The organism is Gulbenkiania mobilis (assembly GCA_004346645.1).
In the GTDB taxonomy this organism is placed as follows: Bacteria; Pseudomonadota; Gammaproteobacteria; order Burkholderiales; family Chromobacteriaceae; genus Gulbenkiania; species Gulbenkiania mobilis.
The window spans coordinates 151729-170926 of record SMDA01000005.1; the positions used below are offsets into that span (position 1 = coordinate 151729).

Annotated in this window: 19 protein-coding genes; 14 read left to right on the forward strand and 5 right to left on the reverse strand. The window is 62.8% G+C overall.

Going from position 1 to position 19198, the window contains the following annotated elements; genetic code table 11:
* The first annotated feature begins 109 nt into the window (after positions 1-109).
* From argF to EV669_RS09320, 3 genes are all read left to right on the forward strand, one after another.
* A complete protein-coding gene (gene argF, locus EV669_RS09310; protein ID WP_132098513.1) occupies positions 110-1033 on the forward strand; it encodes an ornithine carbamoyltransferase in 924 nt (307 codons plus the stop codon).
* A 42-nt stretch (positions 1034-1075) separates the two neighbouring features.
* A complete protein-coding gene (locus EV669_RS09315; RefSeq protein WP_054286456.1) occupies positions 1076-2305 on the forward strand; it encodes an argininosuccinate synthase in 1230 nt (409 codons plus the stop codon).
* 99 nt (positions 2306-2404) lie between these two features.
* Entirely contained in the window at positions 2405-2611 is a 207-nt protein-coding gene (locus EV669_RS09320) for a DUF2788 domain-containing protein (RefSeq protein WP_054286457.1), read from the forward strand.
* A 62-nt stretch (positions 2612-2673) separates the two neighbouring features.
* Here EV669_RS09320 and EV669_RS09325 read toward each other — a convergent pair whose 3' ends face one another.
* The gene (locus EV669_RS09325; RefSeq protein WP_132098514.1) at positions 2674-3309 is read right to left on the reverse strand and encodes a LysE family translocator; all 636 of its coding nucleotides are present in this window, start codon (positions 3307-3309) and stop codon (positions 2674-2676) included.
* A 122-nt stretch (positions 3310-3431) separates the two neighbouring features.
* Between EV669_RS09325 and EV669_RS09330 the strand changes: the two genes are divergently transcribed.
* Both EV669_RS09330 and EV669_RS09335 read left to right on the forward strand, forming a co-directional pair.
* Positions 3432-3917, forward strand: a complete 486-nt coding sequence (locus EV669_RS09330) for a YajQ family cyclic di-GMP-binding protein (RefSeq protein WP_132098515.1) — start codon at positions 3432-3434, stop codon at positions 3915-3917.
* A 116-nt stretch (positions 3918-4033) separates the two neighbouring features.
* The gene (locus EV669_RS09335; RefSeq protein ID WP_054286460.1) at positions 4034-4996 is read left to right on the forward strand and encodes a DMT family transporter; all 963 of its coding nucleotides are present in this window, start codon (positions 4034-4036) and stop codon (positions 4994-4996) included.
* A 67-nt stretch (positions 4997-5063) separates the two neighbouring features.
* On the opposite strand, the gene EV669_RS09340 is transcribed toward EV669_RS09335, so the two are convergent.
* Together EV669_RS09340 and EV669_RS09345 are read right to left on the reverse strand one after the other, a co-directional pair.
* A complete protein-coding gene (locus EV669_RS09340) occupies positions 5064-6554 on the reverse strand; it encodes an aldehyde dehydrogenase (RefSeq protein WP_054286461.1) in 1491 nt (496 codons plus the stop codon).
* Between the two features lie 49 nt (positions 6555-6603).
* On the reverse strand, positions 6604-7149 hold the full coding sequence (locus EV669_RS09345; protein ID WP_054286462.1) for a cupin domain-containing protein: 546 nt from the start codon (positions 7147-7149) through the stop codon (positions 6604-6606).
* A gap of 212 nt (positions 7150-7361) precedes the next feature.
* On the opposite strand from EV669_RS09345, the gene ald reads away from it, so the two are divergent.
* The 9 genes from ald to EV669_RS09390 all read left to right on the forward strand — a co-directional run bounded on the left by ald (position 7362) and on the right by EV669_RS09390 (position 16890).
* On the forward strand, positions 7362-8486 hold the full coding sequence (ald, locus tag EV669_RS09350) for an alanine dehydrogenase (protein WP_054286463.1): 1125 nt from the start codon (positions 7362-7364) through the stop codon (positions 8484-8486).
* Positions 8487-8506: 20 nt separating this feature from the next.
* The gene (locus EV669_RS09355; protein ID WP_054286464.1) at positions 8507-9262 is read left to right on the forward strand and encodes a gamma-glutamyl-gamma-aminobutyrate hydrolase family protein; all 756 of its coding nucleotides are present in this window, start codon (positions 8507-8509) and stop codon (positions 9260-9262) included.
* Positions 9263-9318: 56 nt separating this feature from the next.
* Positions 9319-10653 carry a glutamine synthetase family protein gene (locus EV669_RS09360; RefSeq protein ID WP_054286465.1) on the forward strand — a complete coding sequence of 445 codons (1335 nt, stop codon included), beginning with the start codon at positions 9319-9321 and terminating at the stop codon, positions 10651-10653.
* Positions 10654-10737: 84 nt separating this feature from the next.
* Positions 10738-12120 (forward strand): aspartate aminotransferase family protein, encoded by a 1383-nt coding sequence (locus tag EV669_RS09365; protein WP_054286466.1) that lies wholly within the window; start codon positions 10738-10740, stop codon positions 12118-12120.
* A 133-nt stretch (positions 12121-12253) separates the two neighbouring features.
* Positions 12254-13114 (forward strand): flagellar motor stator protein MotA, encoded by an 861-nt coding sequence (gene motA, locus EV669_RS09370; protein ID WP_132098516.1) that lies wholly within the window; start codon positions 12254-12256, stop codon positions 13112-13114.
* 21 nt (positions 13115-13135) lie between these two features.
* Positions 13136-14026 (forward strand): flagellar motor protein MotB, encoded by an 891-nt coding sequence (motB, locus tag EV669_RS09375; protein ID WP_132098517.1) that lies wholly within the window; start codon positions 13136-13138, stop codon positions 14024-14026.
* On the forward strand, positions 14027-14770 hold the full coding sequence (locus tag EV669_RS09380) for an SAM-dependent methyltransferase (protein WP_132098518.1): 744 nt from the start codon (positions 14027-14029) through the stop codon (positions 14768-14770).
* Positions 14757-16082, forward strand: coding sequence for an HDOD domain-containing protein (locus EV669_RS09385; protein WP_132098519.1), 1326 nt, complete (start codon positions 14757-14759; stop codon positions 16080-16082). Before EV669_RS09380 ends, EV669_RS09385 begins: the two co-directional genes overlap by 14 nt.
* 13 nt (positions 16083-16095) lie before the next feature.
* The gene (locus EV669_RS09390; protein ID WP_165922739.1) at positions 16096-16890 is read left to right on the forward strand and encodes a TrmH family RNA methyltransferase; all 795 of its coding nucleotides are present in this window, start codon (positions 16096-16098) and stop codon (positions 16888-16890) included.
* Positions 16891-16989: 99 nt separating this feature from the next.
* Here EV669_RS09390 and EV669_RS09395 read toward each other — a convergent pair whose 3' ends face one another.
* Both EV669_RS09395 and EV669_RS09400 read right to left on the reverse strand, forming a co-directional pair.
* On the reverse strand, positions 16990-18216 hold the full coding sequence (locus tag EV669_RS09395; protein ID WP_055434100.1) for a multifunctional CCA addition/repair protein: 1227 nt from the start codon (positions 18214-18216) through the stop codon (positions 16990-16992).
* 1 nt (position 18217) lies between these two features.
* Positions 18218-19171 carry a complex I NDUFA9 subunit family protein gene (locus tag EV669_RS09400; protein WP_054286473.1) on the reverse strand — a complete coding sequence of 318 codons (954 nt, stop codon included), beginning with the start codon at positions 19169-19171 and terminating at the stop codon, positions 18218-18220.
* Positions 19172-19198 lie beyond the last annotated feature (27 nt).

Consider the following 19198-nt stretch of genomic DNA (forward strand, 5'->3'; position numbering starts at 1 on the left):
GGGGCGACACCTGTGAATCGACTTGAAACCAGCGTGTAGTAGTGTGCCGTCGCGCATGACACACCTTCCGTGTTTTGTGTGCGATGGCTTCTTTTTTTGGACAAACACCATGACCCAACCCCGGCATTACCTGCAGTTTTCCGATCTGGACAAGAACGCCTATCGCCACCTCTTCCAGCGAAGCGCGGTCCTGAAGCGACGACAAAGCGCCGGAGAACTGTACCGACCCCTGGTCGGCAAGGTGATGTCGATGGTGTTCGAAAAGAACTCCACCCGGACGCGGGTATCGTTCGAGGCCGGCATGGCCCAGCTTGGCGGGCATGCGATGTTCCTCGATACCAAGACCTCGCAGATGGGGCGGGGCGAGCCGGTGGAGGACACCGCGCGCGTGCTGTCGCGCATGAGCGACATCATCATGATCCGCACCTTCGAGCAGACACTGGTGGAACGGCTTGCGGCCCATTCGCGTGTGCCGGTGATCAACGGTCTGACCAATGAGTATCACCCCTGCCAGATCCTGGCCGATATCTTCACCTTCATCGAGCACCGTGGGCCGATCGAGGGCAAGACGGTGGCGTGGGTGGGCGATGGCAACAATGTCTGCCGGACCTGGCTGCAGGCGGCGCGTGTACTGGGCTTCAGGCTCAAGGTGGCCACGCCAGTGGGCTATGCACTGACGGTGCTTGACGGTCACGAGTACGGCCCGGACGTGTTCGAGGCCGGCCACGACCCCGAGGCTGCCGTGGCCGACGCGGATCTCGTCACCACCGACGTCTTCACCAGCATGGGTTTCGAGGGCGAGTTCGCTGCGCGGCTGAAGGCCTTCGAAGGCTTCCAGGTGAATGCTGCGCTGATGGCCAAGGCTCGTCCCGATGCCCTGTTCATGCACTGCCTGCCCGCCCACCGCGGCGAGGAAGTTGCCGCGGAGGTGATCGATGGCCCGCAAAGCGTGGTCTGGGACGAGGCCGAAAACCGTATGCACGTGCAGAAGGCGCTGATAGAGTATTTGCTCCTGGGCTCGGTCAACCACTGAACCGCCCAGGCGCGCAACCCCCATTATTGAAAGAAGTCGAGAATGTCTGAAATCAAGAAAGTCGTACTGGCCTATTCGGGTGGTCTGGATACTTCCGTGATCCTCAAGTGGCTGCAGGACACCTACCAGTGTGAAGTAGTGACCTTCACAGCCGACATCGGCCAGGGCGAGGAAGTGGAACCTGCCCGCAAGAAAGCGATTTCCCTCGGTATCAAGCCCGAAAACATCTACATCGATGACCTGCGCGAAGAATTCGTCCGTGATTTCGTGTTCCCCATGTTCCGTGCCAACGCCATCTACGAAGGCGAATACCTGCTCGGCACGTCGATCGCACGTCCGCTGATCGCCAAGCGCCAGATCGAGATCGCCCGCCAGGTAGGAGCGGATGCGGTATCGCACGGTGCAACCGGCAAAGGCAACGACCAGGTGCGCTTCGAACTGGGCTACTACGCGCTCAAGCCGGACATCCACGTGATCGCTCCGTGGCGCGAGTGGGACCTGCTCAGCCGTGAGAAGCTGCTGGCGTACGCCGAAACGCACGGCATCGACATCAGCAAGAAGAAGAATGGTGGCAGCCCGTACTCCATGGATGCCAACCTGCTGCACATCTCCTATGAAGGCACCGTGCTGGAAGATCCGGCGGCCGAGCCGGAAGAGGACATGTGGCTATGGACGGTCAGCCCCGAGGCGGCGCCTGACACGCCGGAATATGTGGAGCTGGAGTTCCAGCGCGGTGACATCGTGGCCATCAATGGCCAGACGATGAGCCCAGCGCAGGTACTGACGGAGCTCAACCGCTTGGGCGGCAAGCATGGCATTGGCCGCCTCGATATCGTGGAGAACCGCTATGTGGGCATGAAGTCGCGCGGTTGCTATGAAACCCCCGGGGGCAGCATCATGCTCAAGGCGCACCGTGCGATCGAGTCGATCACGCTGGACCGTGAGGTGGCGCATCTGAAGGATGAGCTGATGCCGCGCTATGCCAAGCTGATCTACACCGGCTACTGGTGGGCACCAGAGCGCCGCATGCTTCAGGCCATGATCGACGCCAGCCAGGAAACGGTGAACGGCTGGGTCCGGCTCAAGCTCTACAAGGGCAACGTGATGGTGGTGGGCCGCGATTCGAAGACCGATTCGCTGTTCGACCCCAACATTGCCACCTTTGACGAAGACGGTGGCGCCTACAACCACGCCGATGCTGCGGGCTTTATCCGCCTCAATGCGCTGCGCATGCGCATCGAAGGCAATCTGCGCAAGAAACGCGGCGGCTGACAGGGTTGGCCGAAAGGCCCCTACCGCAAACCGCACCCTTGGGTGCGGTTTTTGCTTTATGTCCCTTATACTTTCCTTTTTTGATTACGCCTGCCACTCATGTCCGAAGAACAGTTCACCAATATTTCCATGGCCGTATGCCTCACCGGCCTGATCGTTTTCATGGGCTTCATCATCTGGGACCTCGGCAAGAAGTCCGGGGCCGGCAAAACCGGTACCGCCATCCTGTTTATGGTGTTGGGCGTGGGCGTGCTCGGCTTCGTATTCAAGAACCTGCTGGTGGAACTCTTCCTGCTCAAGCGCTGAGCTGACAAGTCCTTCCGAAAGCCAAGAGGGTTGGCCGAAGCCAACCCTTTTCTCTTTCGGGCTCAGCGCTCCGGCCATATCAGCCGCAGGCCCAGCGCCACGAAGATACTGCCTGCGATCCGATCGAGCCACAGGCCTGCCTTTGGACTTCGTGCCAGTTGACGACCGATCGCGCCGGCGCCGTATCCCAGCATGCCGAACAGCACGGCGGCCTGCAGGGTGAACACCAGGCCCAGCAGTAGGGTCTGCAGACCGGGCTGGCCCTGTTGTGGCTGGACGAACTGGGGCAGGAAGGCAAGAAAGAACATCACTACCTTGGGATTGATGGCGTTGGCGAACAGGCCTTTCAAAAACAGGTGCAGCAGCGACGGGCTGTGCCCTGCCGGAGCGGCGGGTTGCTCGAAGGCCTGGCCACGGCTGCGCAGGGCCTGCCATCCCAGATGGATCAGGTAGCCGCCCCCAGCCAGCTTCAGCAACAGGAAGGCTGTAGGCGAGGCGGCGATGAGTGCGCTCACTCCCAGGGCGGCCAGCAGGGTGTGTGTGATACAGCCGGAAGCGCACCCCAGCCCGAAGACCATGCCCTGCCTGCGTCCTTGTGACATGCCTAGACCCAGCACCATCAGGTTATCCGGCCCCGGCGTGAGCGTGATCAGGATGGCGGCGGGAAGGAAGGTGAGAAACTGTGTGGCAGTGAGCATAAAGGCCCTCCAAGTGGCAAGCCAGCCATTATTGGCTGCCGGCCATCATGCTTCAAGCATGGGGCGGTGACATTTGGCGGAAGGGCTTCTAGAATCGCCCGATTCAACGAAAGGAACCCGACATGCCCTCATTCGATATCGTTTCCGAAGTGAACAAGGTGGAAGTGAAGAACGCGGTGGAACAGGCCAATCGCGAGGTCTCGACGCGCTACGATTTCAAGGGCAGCGATGCCCGGCTGGAGCATGCGGACAAGACGGTTACGCTGTTTGCCGATGCGGAATTCCAGATCGAGCAGATCAAGGACATCCTGATCAGCAAGCTCTCCAAGCGCGGTATCGATGTGCGCTGTCTGGAATACGGCAAGCTGGAAAAGGTCAGCGGCAACAAGGTGAAGCAGGCGGTGACCGTGCGCGAGGGGGTGGAGACCGAACTGGCCAAGAAGATCGTGCGCATCATCAAGGACTCCAAGCTCAAGGTGCAGGCCAGCATCCAGGGTGAAGCGGTGCGGGTGACCGGGGCCAAGCGCGACGTGCTGCAGGAATGCATTGCTCTGATGCGCAAGGAGATTGAAGATTTTCCCTTGCAGTTCAATAACTTCCGGGAATGATGGCGAAGTACTCTCGCTGAGCCTGGTTGTTGAAGATTGTATACAGTTTGCGTTTGCTCAATAAGTAAAGCCTGATGTGCTTCTAGACTGCGCCTAGCTTTTTGCAGGAGAAGGCGATGCGTAGCGCGCAAACATCGGGCCGGGCCACGGGCATGCTGCTTCTGGCCATCGCCCTGTGGGCAGGCAATGTGGTGGTGACGCGGGCCATCCGCTCGGAAATGGCACCGCTGTGGATGGCTTACTGGCGCTGGCAACTGGCCGGTCTGGTGGTCCTGCCTTGGCTCGGCCCGGCGCTCTGGCGGGCACGCCAGCAGCTGTGGTCACAGCGCGGGCTGCTGCTGCTTTTGGCCTTCGTGGGTATTACCGGCAACAACGGCTGCATCTACCTTGGGATCGTACAGACCAGCGCCAGTAGCGCGGCAGCACTGCAGACCTTCACCCCGGTGTGGATCGCACTGATGGGGCATCTTTTCTTCGGCCAACGTTTGTGTGGCTGGGGCTGGGGCGGAGTGACGCTCTCGATTATCGGCGGACTCGTCATTGCCGGCCAAGGAGCCCTGCCGTTCGCCTCGGGGGCGGGTTTTGGAGTCGGGGAAGCCTGGATTCTACTGGGTAGCCTGCTCTGGGCCCTCTATACGCTCCTGATGGCACGGCTGTCGCCCACGCTGGACCGCAAGCTCGGTCTGGCGGTACAGATGCTGGCAGGCGCCACCCTGCTGCTGCCGCTTGCGTGGTACGCCGCGCCCCCGGTGGGTAGTCCGGTGTTTTCCTGGACCGTCGTGGCGGCACTCGCCTTCATGGGCATTTTTGCCTCGGCGCTTGCCTACGATTGTTACGGCCGCGCGGTAGATGTGCTCGGCAGCACCGTTGCCGGCAACTACATGAACCTCTTGCCCGCCTTCTCCAGCTTTTTCTCCTTTCTCTTTCTGGGTGAAACCCTGGCGCCGTTCCATCTGGCCGGTTTTGCCCTGATTGCCGCCGGACTGCTTCTGGTGTCCGGACAAGGCCCGAGGTTGGCCGAAGGGATGCGTATCTGGCTCGCGCTGCTCACGCCACAAGCCCACATCCGGTTTCGCTGAACATAAAAAAGGCCGCCTGAGAAGCGGCCTTTGGCTTATACGGGCAGGGGAGATGGATGCCCCGGCTTTAGAGCTTGATCACAGTGCTCTTGAGCTCGGTGTACTTCTCGAGCGCATGCAGCGACTTGTCCCGGCCGTTGCCCGACTGCTTGAAACCGCCGAACGGGAAATTCATATCGCCACCCTCGTCGTAGCAATTTACCCAGACGGTGCCGGCGCGCAGCCGCCGTGCCACTTGGTGCGCAGTGCTGACATTGGAAGTCCATACCGCGGCGGCAAGCCCATACTCGGTGTCGTTGGCGATACGGACCGCTTCGTCCACCGTGTCGAAGGTAATGACTGACAACACAGGTCCGAAGATCTCCTCTCGGCAGATGGTAAGGTCCGGCTTCGGGCAGTCGAAGGCGGTGGGCTCGATGAAGAGGCCCTCGGTCTCGGACAGGGCTGCGCTTCCGCCACACACCAGTTGGGCGCCTTCGCTGCGGCCCTTGGCGATGTAGGACAGCACCTTGTCGTACTGGATGCGGTCCACGATTGCCCCCATGCGGGTGGCCGGGTTGAGCGGGTCGCCCGGATAGTAGCCCTCGGCCGCCTTGCGCAACGCTGCAAGGAAGGGCTCCTTCACCGAACGGTGGACCAGCGCGCGCGAGCCCGCTGTGCACATCTCGCCCATGTTGAAGAAGATGCCACCAGCCGCGGCGCGTGCCGCCCGCTCGATGTCGGGGCAGTCTTCCAGGATGATGTTGGGGGATTTGCCCCCCAGTTCCAGCCAGGTACGCTTGAGGTTGGACTCTGCTGCGTACCCTGCGATCAGCTTGCCCACGCCGGTGGAACCGGTGAAGGCGATGCAGTCCACCTCCATGTGCAGAGCCAAGAGACGGCCGACATCCCCCGCACCCGGCAGCACTTGGAAGATCCCTTCCGGAATGCCGGCCTCCCGCGCCAGTCCGGCAAGGCGGATCGCGGTGAGGGGCGATTTTTCCGAAGGTTTGACGATCACCGCGTTGCCGGCGGCCAAGGCCGGGCCGAACTTCCAGCTGGCCATCAGGATGGGAAAGTTCCAAGGCACCACTGCGGCCACCACGCCCACCGGTTCACGCGTCACCAGCCCCACCAGGCGCGGATCGACCGGCGCCACCTCGCCGCCCACCTTGTCGATGGCTTCGGCAAACCATTCCACGCAATATGCAGCCCCCGGGACATCCACGCTGGTGGAGTCACCGATCGGCTTGCCCATGTCCAGCGTCTCCAGCAGCGCCAACTCGTCGGAATGAGCACGGATCAGGGCGGCAAAGCGTTTCAGGATGCGCGCGCGTGCCAAGGGAGCCAGGCCCGACCAGCGTCCGTCATCGAAGGCGGCACGCGCCTGGCTGACGGCCCTGTTCACCTCCCCCTCGCCACACCAGGCCACCTTGGCCAGCAACCGGCCGTTGGCGGGGTTGACGCAGTCGAAGGTGCGCGCGTCGGCCGCTTCGCAGTAGCCATCGCCGATGAAGGCGCGATGCTCGATCTGCAGGCTATCGGCAAGCTGGGTCCATTCTTGGTGAGTGCGGGCCATCGGATTCTCCTCTTTTATGGTGGGCCAGGCAGCCTAAGCTGCCCGGGCGTCAAAACGTGGGGGGCGAACTGGCGCTGACGATCTCGCAGTGCTCCGGGCCCGGGTTGCGGAATCGGTGCGGCAGCTTGCTCTCGAAGTAATACGCATCGCCGGGGGCAAGCAGACGGGTCTCACCGTTGACGGTCAGCTCCATGCGTCCCTTGATCACCACGCCGCCTTCTTGTCCCTCATGCACCAGCATGTCCGGGCCGGTGTCGGCGCCCGGCTCGTACACCTCGCGCAGGATGGCAATGTCGCGCCGCTCGTGGCCGGTGCCTACCAGCATGAGCTTGATCTGCTCGTTGCCAAGGTTGGGCAGTTCGTCAGCGGTATAGAACACGCGCGGCTGCTGGGGCTCGGCGTCAAAGGTGAAGAATTCGGCCAGCGTGATCGGCAGCCCCTCGAGTACTTTCTTCAGCGAGCTGATCGACGGGCTCACGCGGTTCTGTTCGATCAGCGAAATGGTGCCGTTGGTGACGCCTGCACGTTTGGCCAGCTCGCGTTGCGAGTAACCAAACCGCTCACGCACCATCCTGAGTCGGGCTCCAACATCCATTGTGGCGGGTTCCATCCTGTTTGTTAATAATTTTAGACGTCCGCTGATGAGTATATCGACCATTTGCCCCGGAATCTGTTGCGTCGCAAAAACGCTTTTCTTTGCAACTTGCGGAGTTTATAGTCAAAATCAGTGGAAGGTAGCAAGCGTAATGTGAATTTTTTTAAACGACCGGCGCTTGATAGACCCCTACACCGGCAGAGGAGACAGCTATGTTAATCGGCGTTCCCAAGGAGATCAAAAACCATGAGTACCGGGTGGGGTTGACCCCCTCGGGTGTGCGCGAACTGGTTGCAAGCGGCCACCGCGTCATGGTGCAGACGCAGGCAGGTCTGGCGATCGGTTATGCAGACGAACAATACCTCCAGGCAGGCGCCTCCATCGCTTCCAGCGCGGCAGAGGTGTTTGCCCAGGCCGACATGGTCGTGAAGGTGAAGGAACCCCAGCCTACCGAGTGCCGCATGCTGCGACCAGGCCAAGTACTGTTCACCTACCTGCACCTGGCACCCGATCCGGAACAGACCAAGCTGCTGATGGAATCCGGTGCGGTGGCCATCGCCTATGAAACCGTCACCGACGACCGTGGCGGTCTGCCCTTGCTGGCGCCGATGTCTGAAGTGGCAGGCCGTATGGCGATCCAGGCCGGTGCGCATGCGCTGGAAAAGGCACAGGGCGGCCGCGGCGTGCTGCTGGGTGGAGTGCCCGGTGTGGCACCCGCCAAGGTGATCGTGCTCGGTGGCGGTGTGGTAGGGCTCAACGCTGCCCGGATGGCGCTGGGTCTCGGTGCCGATGTCACCCTGCTGGACAAATCGCTGCCGCGACTGAAGGAAATCGACATGACCTTCGGCGGCCACATCAAGACGCTGATGTCCAATGCTGCCAACATTGAGGACATGATTCGCGAGGCCGACCTCGTGATTGGTGCGGTGCTGGTGCCGGGCGCTGCCGCCCCCAAGCTGGTGACCCGTGCCATGCTCAAGACAATGAAGCCGGGAGCGGTGCTGGTGGATGTCGCCATCGACCAGGGCGGCTGCTTCGAGACCAGCCGGCCCACTACCCATCAGGATCCGATCTATATGGTGGACGGCATCGTCCACTATTGCGTGGCCAACATGCCCGGCGGTGTGGCCCGCACCTCGACGCAGGCGCTCAACAATGCCACCTTGCCTTATACGCTGGAACTGGCGAAGAAGGGCTGGAAGCAGGCGCTTCTGGACAATGCCCATCTGCGTAACGGTCTGAATATCTGCCACGGCAAGGTCACCTATGCCGCCGTAGCGCATGATCTGGGGCTGACCTACACCGACCCGGTGGAAGCCATCAAGGCCGCCGGCTGAACCCGACAAGCGAGGACTACATGCGCAAACCTGTCATCGGTATTCCCTGTGACATCAAGGCGATCGGCCACCTGCCGTTCCATGCGGTGGGGGAAAAATACGTGGCTGCCGCTGCGGGCGGTACGGGCGGCATGCCGCTCCTGATTCCGGCACTGGGCGAGCAGACGGACATCGACACGCTACTGGACCTGGTGGACGGAGTGCTGCTGCCGGGCTCGCTGTCCAATATCGAGCCGCACCATTATGCTGGGCCTGCCAGCCGTGAAGGCACACTGCACGATCCGCAGCGTGACGCCACCACCCTGCCGCTGATCCGCCGGCTTCTGGAGCAGGAAATTCCGCTCTTTGGCATCTGCCGAGGCTTTCAGGAGATCAACGTAGCGCTCGGAGGGGAGCTCTACCAGCACGTGCAGGAAGAGGAGGGCTTCAACGATCATCGCGAGCCTCAGACCGAGGACCTGGAAGCGATGTACGGCCCCGCCCATGCCCTGCACCTCGAGCCCGACAGCCTGCTGCGCCAGTGGCTTGGCACCGATACCGTCAAGGTCAACTCCCTGCATCAGCAGGGCATCCGCCGCCTGGCCGAAGGGCTGGTGGCGGAGGCGCTGGCGGATGACGGGCTGATCGAAGCCTACCGTGTCCGTGACGCACGCAGCTTTGCCTACGCCGTACAGTGGCATCCGGAGTGGAAGTACGCCTCCAATCCGGTATCGCGCGCCCTGTTCGATGCGTTTGGCAAGGCCTGCCGCCAGCGCTGCGAGCGTCGTAACCGTTAGACCACCCGGTCTTGCAGAGCCGGATCACCGGCCGGATAAATAGAGGAAACTCGAAGATGAACAATCAGATCGTTGAATGGCTGCGAGAACATCGCATTACGGAGATGGAATGTATCCTGCCGGACATGACGGGCGTGGCCCGCGGCAAGATCGTTCCGAAGGACAAGTTCATTTCCGACCCGGAAATGCGCCTGCCCGAAGCGGTCCTTATCCAGACCGTAACCGGCGACTATCCCGATGACAGCATGCTGGACCTGACCGACCCGGACATGGTCCTACAGCCGGACCCCAATTCCCTGCGCCTGGTGCCTTGGGCCACCGACCCGACCGCCCAGCTGATCTACGACTGCTACCGTTCGGACGGCGCCCCCGTGGACGTGGCGCCGCGCAACGTACTCAAGCGCGTGATCGGCCTTTTCGATGAGCTGGGCTGGGCCCCGGTGCTGGCGCCGGAAATGGAGTTCTACCTGCTGTCGCCCAATCCGGATCCGGATATCCCCCTGTCGCCGCCCGTGGGGCGCACGGGGCGTGCGGAATTCGGGCGCCGTTCGTATGCGATCGATGCCGTCAACGAGTTCGACCCGCTCTTCGAGGACATCTACGACTATTGCCATGCGCAGAACCTGGAGGTGGATACGCTGATTCACGAGATTGGTACCGCGCAGATGGAGATCAACTTCCTGCACGGCAATCCGCTGGATCTGGCAGACCAGGTGTTCCTGTTCAAGCGCACCGTGCGCGAGGCGGCCTTCCGGCACAACATGTACGCCACCTTCATGGCCAAGCCGATGGAAAACGAGCCGGGTAGCGCGATGCACATCCACCAGAGCGTGGTGGACAAGAATACCGGGCGCAACATCTTCACCAATGAGGACGGCTCGCCTTCGGACCACTTCTTCCACTTCATCGGCGGGCTGCAGAAATACCTGCCGCAGTCCATGCCGCTTTTCGCGCCATACGTGAACTCCTTCCGGCGTCTGAGCCGTTATACCGCCGCTCCCACCAACGTTGAGTGGGGGTACGACAACCGTACCGTCGGCTTCCGCGTGCCGCATTCCTCGCCGGCGGCCCGGCGTATCGAGAACCGGGTACCCGGGGTCGACGTGAACCCTTATATCGCCATGGCGGCCACGCTGGCCTGCGGCTATCTGGGGATCACGCAGAAGATCAAGCCCACCGAGCCGCGCCAGAGCGATGCGTACGAGTTGCCGTTCCAGTTCCCGCACAGCGCCGAGGATGCGCTGGTGAAGATGCGCGACTGCCACGAGCTGGCCGAGGTGCTGGGGCCACGCTTCGTGAAGATGTACGTGGGGATGAAGGAAAGGGAGTATTCCGAATACTTCCGCGTGATCAGCCCGTGGGAGCGCAAGTTCCTGCTACTGCACGTTTAATAAGAACCCGCGACAACGCCCGCAGGTTGGCCGAAGCGCTTCGGCCAACCTGGATAACCAGAGAGAAAACAAAGGAGTCTTCCGATGCAAACTGCACGCACGACCGAACAATGGCGCGAGCTGGACGCCGCCCACCATTTGCATCCCTTCACCGACCCCCACTCGCTCAACCAGCAGGGCGCCCGCGTCATCACGCGCGGCGAAGGCATCCATCTGTGGGATTCCGAAGGCCACAAGATCATCGACGGCATGGCGGGCCTGTGGTGCGTGAACATCGGCTACGGCCGCAAGGACCTGCCCGAGGTGGCGCGACGCCAGATGGAAGACCTGGCGTACTACAACACCTTCTTCAAGACCACCCATCCTGCGGTGGTGGAGCTCTCCCACCTGCTCTCGGAAGTGGCGCCGGAGGGCTTCCGCCATATCTTCTACACCAACTCCGGCTCGGAATCGGTGGACACCATGATGCGCATGGTGCGCCACTTCTGGGCGGTGCAGGGCAAGCCCGAGAAAAAGGTGCTCATCGGCCGCTGGAACGGCTATCACGGCTCCACCATCGGCGGTGCCAGCCTCGGCGGTATGACCTATATGCACGAGCAGGGCGACCTGCCAATTCCTGGCATCGAGCATGTGGAGCAGCCGTGGTGGTACAAGTACGGCAAGGACATGACACCGGAGGAATTCGGCCTGGCCGCCGCGCGCTGGGTGGAAGACAAAATCCTCGAGGTGGGGCCAGAACGGGTGGCTGCCTTCGTCGGCGAGCCGATTCAGGGCGCTGGGGGCGTGATCATCCCGCCGTCCACTTACTGGCCTGAGGTGGAGCGCATCTGCCGCAAGTACGACGTGCTCTTGGTGGCGGACGAGGTCATCTGCGGTTTCGGACGCACCGGTGAATGGTTCGGCCAGCAGACGATGGGCTTCCGTCCCGACATCTTCACCACTGCCAAGGGCCTGTCCTCCGGCTATCTGCCGATTGGGGCAGTGTTCGTCGGTGATCGGGTAGCGAACGTGCTCGTCGCCGGGGGCGACTTCAACCACGGGTTCACCTACTCGGGCCACCCGGTGGCAGCGGCCGTAGCCCACGCCAACGTCAAGGCCCTGCGCGATGAAGGCATCGTGGACCGCGTGAAGAATGAGACCGGCCCCTACATGCAGGAGCGCTGGCGTGCCACCTTCGGCAACTTCGACCATGTGGACGACGTGCGTGGAGTGGGCCTGATCCAAGGTTTCACGTTGGTGCGCAACAAGGCCACCCACGAGCTCTTCCCGGAGTGGGGTACCGCCGGGACGATGTGCCGGGACATCTTCTTCGAGAACAACCTGATCATGCGTGCGTGCGGCGACCACATCGTGGCTGCGCCACCCCTGGTGATCACCAAGGCCGAGATCGACGAAATGTTGGGCGTGGCCGGGCGTTGCCTGGAGCGTTTCGAGAAGGTGGTGCGCGAAAAAGGCATGGCCGGCTGATTCCGGACACGGTTTTTTTGGTTGCGGCAAAGCGGGTTTGATACAATCAGCCCGCTTTTTTATTGCGTGAAGCCCCGGCTGTTTCGTATAGACTAGGTGCTTCATTCCGCATCCTCCCACAGGACTTTCGCGCATGTTCGTTGCAATCGGTTACATCATCGTTCTGGCTTCGGTGTTCGGTGGCTTTGCCATGGCCGGCGGCCACCTGGCAGCGCTGTTCCAGCCGCTGGAGCTGGTGATGATCGGGGGGGCGGCCTTGGGTGCGTTCGTGACCGCCAATGGCGGGGCACCGCTCAAGGCCACGCTCAAGGCATTGCCCACCGTGTTCAAGGGGGCGCAGTACAGCAAGGCCGTCTACATGGAGCTGTTCGCCCTGCTGTTCGAGCTGCTCTCTAAAGTGCGCAAGGAAGGTCTGATGTCGATCGAAGGCGACGTGGAGAATCCCGAAGCCAGCCCGATCTTTTCCAAATATCCGAAGATCCTGGCCGACCATCACCTGGTGGAGTTCATCACCGACTACCTGCGCCTGATGGTGGGGGGCAGCCTGAATGCCTTCGAGATCGAAAACTTGATGGACGTGGAAATCGAAACCCATCATCACGAGGGAGCCATCGTCCCTTCCGCGGTTAACTCGATGGCCGATGGCATGCCAGCCTTCGGTATCGTGGCCTGTGTGATGGGCGTGGTGCACACCATGGAGTCGGTGGGGGCGCCACCGGCCGAACTGGGCCTGCTGATTGCCAAAGCGCTGGTGGGTACTTTCCTCGGTATTCTCTTGGGTTACGGCTTCATCGCCCCGCTGGCCAAGATTCTGGAATACCGCCTCGAGGACCAGACACGCATCCTGCAGACCGTCAAGGTGACGCTCCTGGCCAGTCTCAACGGCTATGCGCCGCAGGTAGCCGTCGAGTTCGGACGCAAGGTTCTCGCCTCGCACGATCGTCCGAGCTTCAAGGAGCTGGAAGACCACGTCAAACAGGCCAAGGCCAAGTAAGCCTTAGGCGCGGAGCTTTACATGGCCGATGAATCCCAACGTCCCATCATCGTAAAACGCATCAAGAAGGGCGGCCACGGCCACCACGGCGGCGCATGGAAGATCGCCTACGCCGACTTCGTGACGGCGATGATGGCTTTCTTCCTTCTGATGTGGCTGCTGGGCTCGGTTTCGCAGGGCACGCTGGCCGGTATTGCCGAATTCTTCCGTACCCCCTTGAAGGTGGCGCTGTCGGGCGGCGAGGGGGCCGGCGACGCTCAGTCCGTGATCAAGGGCGGGGGCACTGACCTTACCCGTCAGGCCGGTCAGGTGAAGCGCGGCGCGCGCGAACAGGAGGTGGAGGCTGAGAAGAGCCGCCTCAGCCAGCTGCAGCGCAAAATCCAGTCCGCCATCGATCAGAGCAATCTGCTCAAGGAATACCGCAACCAGGTCAAGCTGGAGTTGACCCCGGAAGGGCTCAAGATCCAGCTGATCGATGAGCAGAACCGGCCTATGTTTTCTTCGGGCAGTTCGCAGTTGATGCCGCATACCCGTGCCATCTTGCAGGAGCTGTCGCGCGACCTGAACCAGTTGCCCAACCGCATCAGCATTTCGGGGCATACCGACGCCACACCGTATTCGGGCGGGCAGGGCGGCTACAGCAACTGGGAGCTTTCTGCCGACCGTGCCAACGCCGCACGTCGCGAGCTGATCGCCGGCGGGCTGATGCAGGACAAGGTGTTGCGTGTGGTCGGTCTGGCTGCGGCCGATCCGCTCAATCCGGGCAATGTCTTCAGTCCGGAGAATCGCCGGATTGCGATCGTCGTGCTCAACAAGGAAACCGAGCGCACCATTCTGAACGACGGCGTCAAGGACAGTGCGGCAGGAGCCGCAGGTGAAGCATCCGCGCCCGCAGTGGCCGGGGGCGGCTGATTGGGGCAGGCGCTGCGTCATGCCGGTCTCCAGCTTCTTGCTGGGCTGCTGGCGTGGTTCTTGGTGGCCCCGCTGGCTGCTCCCATGGGGTGGGCGGGTCTGCAGGGGCTGGCAGCGTTCGTGCTGGCTGCCGCCTGGCACGCTCCGGGCTGGGTGCGGCTCTTGCATCTCTTCTTCATGCCGGTCGTGGTGGCCGCCCTGTCCCTGGGCCTGTCGCCCTGGCTTTACCTGCTGGCGCTGGTGCTTACCTTTGCTCTGAGTCGCAACGCCCTGCTGGAACAGGTGCCCTTTTACCGCTCGTCCGAGGAAGCTGCCCACCGCCTGGCAGCGCTGCTGCCTGAGAGTGCCAGGCTGCTGGAGGCCGGTTCGGCCGATGCGCGGCTGGCTTTGCTTCTGCACGGCCTTCGCCCCGATGTCACGGTAGAGGCCTGTGAAAATGCCTGGGCTGCACGTCTGCTGGCGCAGTGGCGCTGGTGGCGCGCCGGCTCGCCAGCAGGAGTGCGACTTTCCTCACAGAACTTCTGGGCCATGTCCTGGCAGCCCTACAATGCGGTATATGTATTCCTGTCCCCTGCACCGATGGCGCGGGTGTGGCAGAAGTTCTGCAGCGAGGCAGGCCCCGGCAGCCTGCTGGTCAGCAACAGTTTTGAAGTACCGGCGGTGGAGCCTGATGCGCGTATTGCGCTCAGCGGTCCGCTTCAGAAAGAACTCTTGATCTGGCACCGTCCCCATGGAGCTCGCTAACTGGTTGCAGTCGATTGCCGAAAGGCGCTGGCCCATCCTGCCGGACACCCTGTCCGACCTGCGGCAAGCCTGCGCGCGTCATAGCGATCTCATCCGTTTCACCGACATGGCCAACCTGTGCCTGTCGGACCCGCTGCTGCTGTTCGACCTGATGCGCATGGTGGGTGGTTCGCGTTCGCTGCAGCAGCACGACGTGCTGCCTTCGGTCGAGAAGATCCTGATGCTGATCGGGCTGGAGGGTGCGCTCGGCCGCTTCGGTCGCCTGACTCCTCTCGAATCCGTGCCGGGCCGGCTGTCGCCAGAAGTGATCGAGGCGGTGGGCGACTGGCTTGCACGTGGCCGGGTAGCGGCCATCCTTGCCAAGACATGGCTGTCACAGGCGGGCGAACTGAAAGTTGAAGACTGCTACATGGCAGCCTTGCTGTACAACCTGCCGGCCTGCTTCTATCTCATTTATCGCAACGACATCCCCGACAAGCCACTGCTGCAGGCAGTATCGGAAACTTTCGGAGTGGCCTATCCGCAACTCCTGGAAGCGTTTGTACGGACCATGCCTCTGCCAGTTGGACTGCTGGCCCTGCTGGGCAAACAGGGGGGCGCTTCACGCCGCAAGCAGATCCTGAGGCTGGCGGTGGCCACTGCCAACGGGCTGGAGCAAGGGTGGTGGCGTGCGACCTGGACGGTTGGGATCGAGGCCGCGGCCCGCCTGACGGGCCTGACCTTTGAAGAGGCATACGGTGGGGTCGTGAACGCTGTGCGCCAAGTGGCCCTGCATCCTCGGGCGCCGGGTTATGCGCACCCGGCGAAGGCCCTGCTGCTTCTGGAGGGAGAGTACCACCGGCCGCGTCAGCATGCCGTCAGCACGCTGACCGATGCGGAGCAGCTGGACCTCTCCATCCGCGAAGCCATGCGTCACCTCGCCAACGACCTGCACTTCGAACGGGTGCTGTTTTTTCAGTACGTCCGAGACAACCATCATCTGCGGCTGCGCTATCAGCTGGGGGTGGCAGAGGATCAGCCCCTCCGGCGCGCGCGCATTGAGCTGGAGCCAGGCAGCTTCTTCGCCCTGCTGACCAGCAAGCCGCAGAGTTTCCATGCGCCGGCCGCAGTGCGGGCACAGCTGCGGCAGAAATACGGTGATCCTTTCTTCACACTCAGCGGCGAGAGTGATTTTGCGCTGCTGACGCTGTTCTCGGGACAGACGTTGGCAGGCGTGTTCTATGTCGATCACGGCAACAGCGGCCGTGCCATCGACGAGGATAGCTATCACGGCTTCAAGTCGCTGATCACCCGGCTTACACATCGCTTCTGAAGGTTTCCAGCTCTTGAAAGAAATCAGCTCTCCCCATAACGACGCGGTCAAGCGTCTGGCCCGATACATGGAACACACAAGGGACCGCCGCCGCGACGGGTTGCTGGTGCTGGAAGGCCTGCACCTGCTTCAGGCGGCCTTGGCGGCTGGCTGGGGGGTGGAGGGGGTGTTCTTCAACCGGCAGGCACTAGAGCACACTGAAGTGCAGGCTCTGCTGGCGAGCCTGCCCGAGGGGTGCCAGCCGGCCGTGCTCAGTGAGGGGGCCTTGGGCCGGATCAGCGCGCTTTCCTCCGCACCGGAACTGGTGGCCCTGTGTCGGCGGCCACCCGCCCGTGCTGCGCAGGCGGGCCGGGACTGGCTGCTGCTGGAAGATATCCAGGACCCGGGTAATCTGGGCACCATCCTGCGCTCGGCCGCCGCAGCCGGGGTGCGCGACGTTCTGCTGTCGCGAGGTTGTGCCGAAGTCTACTCACCCAAGGTATTACGGGCCGGCATGGGGGCGCACTTCGCGCTCAACCTGCAGGAAAACGCTGATCTGGTGGCGGCACTACAGACTTACCGTGGACGCAAGCTGGTGACGCATCTGGAAGGCAGCAGCTCGCTCTACGGTGTAGACCTGACCGGGCCGGTGGCGTTCGTCATGGGCAATGAAGGTGCGGGGGTGTCGGCGGGCCTGTTGGCCGAAGCGGACTGTAGAGTGCGCATCCCGATGCCGGGCACGGCGGAATCCCTCAATGTGGCCATGGCCGCTACACTGTGCCTGTTCGAGCAGGTGCGCCAGCGCGAAGGCCTCCGGCAACACGCCTGAATCCGTCCCCCGCCGAGAAGGCGGCGGGCTGGGGGTTGGCATGGAACCTATCAGGACCGAGGCAGAAGCTTCGGTTTTTTACTTTGACAGCCTTCAGGCTCAGTCCGCAATCGCAAGCCCTGCCTTGCAGGCGGCAATGGCCGCTACCCGGGCCTTGTCCACTGCCTCGGGGATGGCCCGCTTATCCTGGCACTGACGCGCAATCTCGCCGGCATCCACCGCGCGCGCGGCCTCAAGCATTGCCTGCAGCCAATCGGCCTGAGGGTAGGGGGCCGATTCGAAGTGCAGCCGGCCGCGTGCATCCGCAATGCATGCCTGCAGCAGTTGGCCGAAGCGTTCCGGCCGTCGCAGTGCGTCAGTGTCGCGGAAGAGCCGCAGCACGGTATCCGGACGCAGCTGCCCGGCAGTGTGCACCTTGGTGTGGTACAGCGTGACCAGGCGCGCCAGGTCCCGGCAGTCGGCGGGCACCCGCAGCCGCTCGCACAGCGCCAGCAAGGGCTTCTCCCCCCGGGGTTCGTGGCCGATGTGACGGGGCAGGACCTCCGGTGGTGTCAGCGCCTTACCCAGATCGTGCATCAGCGCGGCAAAGCGGGCCGGCAGCGGCAGGTTGGCCGAAGCGGCATAATCCACCACCCGCATCACATGGTCGCCCGTGTCCACCTCCGGATGGTAGTCCGCGCGCTGCGGTATCCCGAACAAGGCATCCACCTCTGGCAGCAGGCGGGCCAGCGCGCCGCACTCGCGCAGTACGAGGAACATGCGCGAAGGCACGTCTTCCATCAGGCCCCGCGCGATCTCCTGCCACACACGCTCGGGCACCAGAGCGTCCACTTCGCCACTGGCCACCATGCTACGCATCAGCGCCAGCGTCTCCGGCGCGACCCCAAAGCCGAAGCGTGCCGCGAACCGGGCCAGCCGCAGGATGCGCACCGGGTCTTCCACGAAAGCCGGCCCCACATGGCGCAGGAGCCGCAGTTCGAGATCGCGCCGACCGTCGAACGGGTCCACCAGCGTGCCATCATCCGACTCGGCCATGGCGTTGATGGTCAGGTCCCTCCGGCCCAGGTCCTCTTCCAGCGTAACGTCGGGGGCAGCGTGGAAGGTGAAGCCATGGTAACCCGGCGCTGTCTTGCGCTCGGTACGCGCCAAGGCGTATTCCTCGTGCGTCTCCGGGTGCAGGAAGACGGGAAAGTCCTTGCCCACGGGCCGGAAACCCTGGGCGCGCATTTGCTCCGGCGTGGCGCCCACCACCACCCAGTCACGGTCCTTGACTGGCAGGCCCAGGAGACGGTCGCGCACGGCCCCCCCAACGATGTAGACCTTCACGTCAGCGCCTTACCGTGGAGCGGTACAGATTCAAGCGATGGTTGTATTCGTCGTCAGCCAGATAGTGGGGCGCGACCGCTTCGAGCGGAGTGGGGGAGAAGCCCAGCACCTCGGTAGGGAAGGGCGCCTCGCTGACGTTGTCTACACTCAGCGAGCGCACATTGTCGCGGCTCATCAGAGTGGGACCTGGCATCACTTCCATCAGCCCGGCCTGCAGCATGGCCACCGAGGGTGGGACGGCAATGATCGAGCGCTCGTGTCCGGTCAGGCGGCCTACGTACTCCACCAGTTCGCGCAGGGTGTATACGCGCGGCCCGGCAAGATCCAGCTTCATTCCGAAGGTGGCCGGGTCCGGCAGGACGTTGGCCACCGCCTGCGCCACGTCGTTGGCCCAGACCGGCTGCATGCGGGTGTCCGCTCCGGCCAGCGGCATGAAGGGGGCCGCCTTCAGCAGGCGGGCGAACATGTTGAGGAAGTTGTCGCCGGCGCCGAAGACGACCGAAGGACGCAGGATAGTCCAGTCCAGCCCGCTCTCTGCGATCCGCTGTTCAGCGATGCCCTTGGTCTGCTGATAATCGCTGGGTGCGTCCGGTGCGGCGCCCAGGGCGCTGATATGCACCAAGCGGCGTACCCCGGTTTTCTTGCAGGCGGCGATGATGCGTTCCACCAGCCGCACGTGCACGGTTTCGAATGCCGAGCGCGAACCGTGCAGGATGCCCGCCATGCTGATCACCGCGTTGTGCGTGCCCACCAGGCTTTCGAGCGAGGCGTCGTCATGTACATCCGCCGTGGCCAGCAGCACCTTGGGCAGAACCAGCAGCGGCTCGCGGCGCGTGTGCTCCGGGTTGCGAGTAGCGATGGTGGTTTCGAAACTGGCCTCGGACAACTTTTCGGCCACATAGCTGCCAACAAAACCGCTGCCGCCGATGACGGCAACGCGCAGGATCGGGTACATGTGTTTTCCTCCATCAGAAACTGCGTG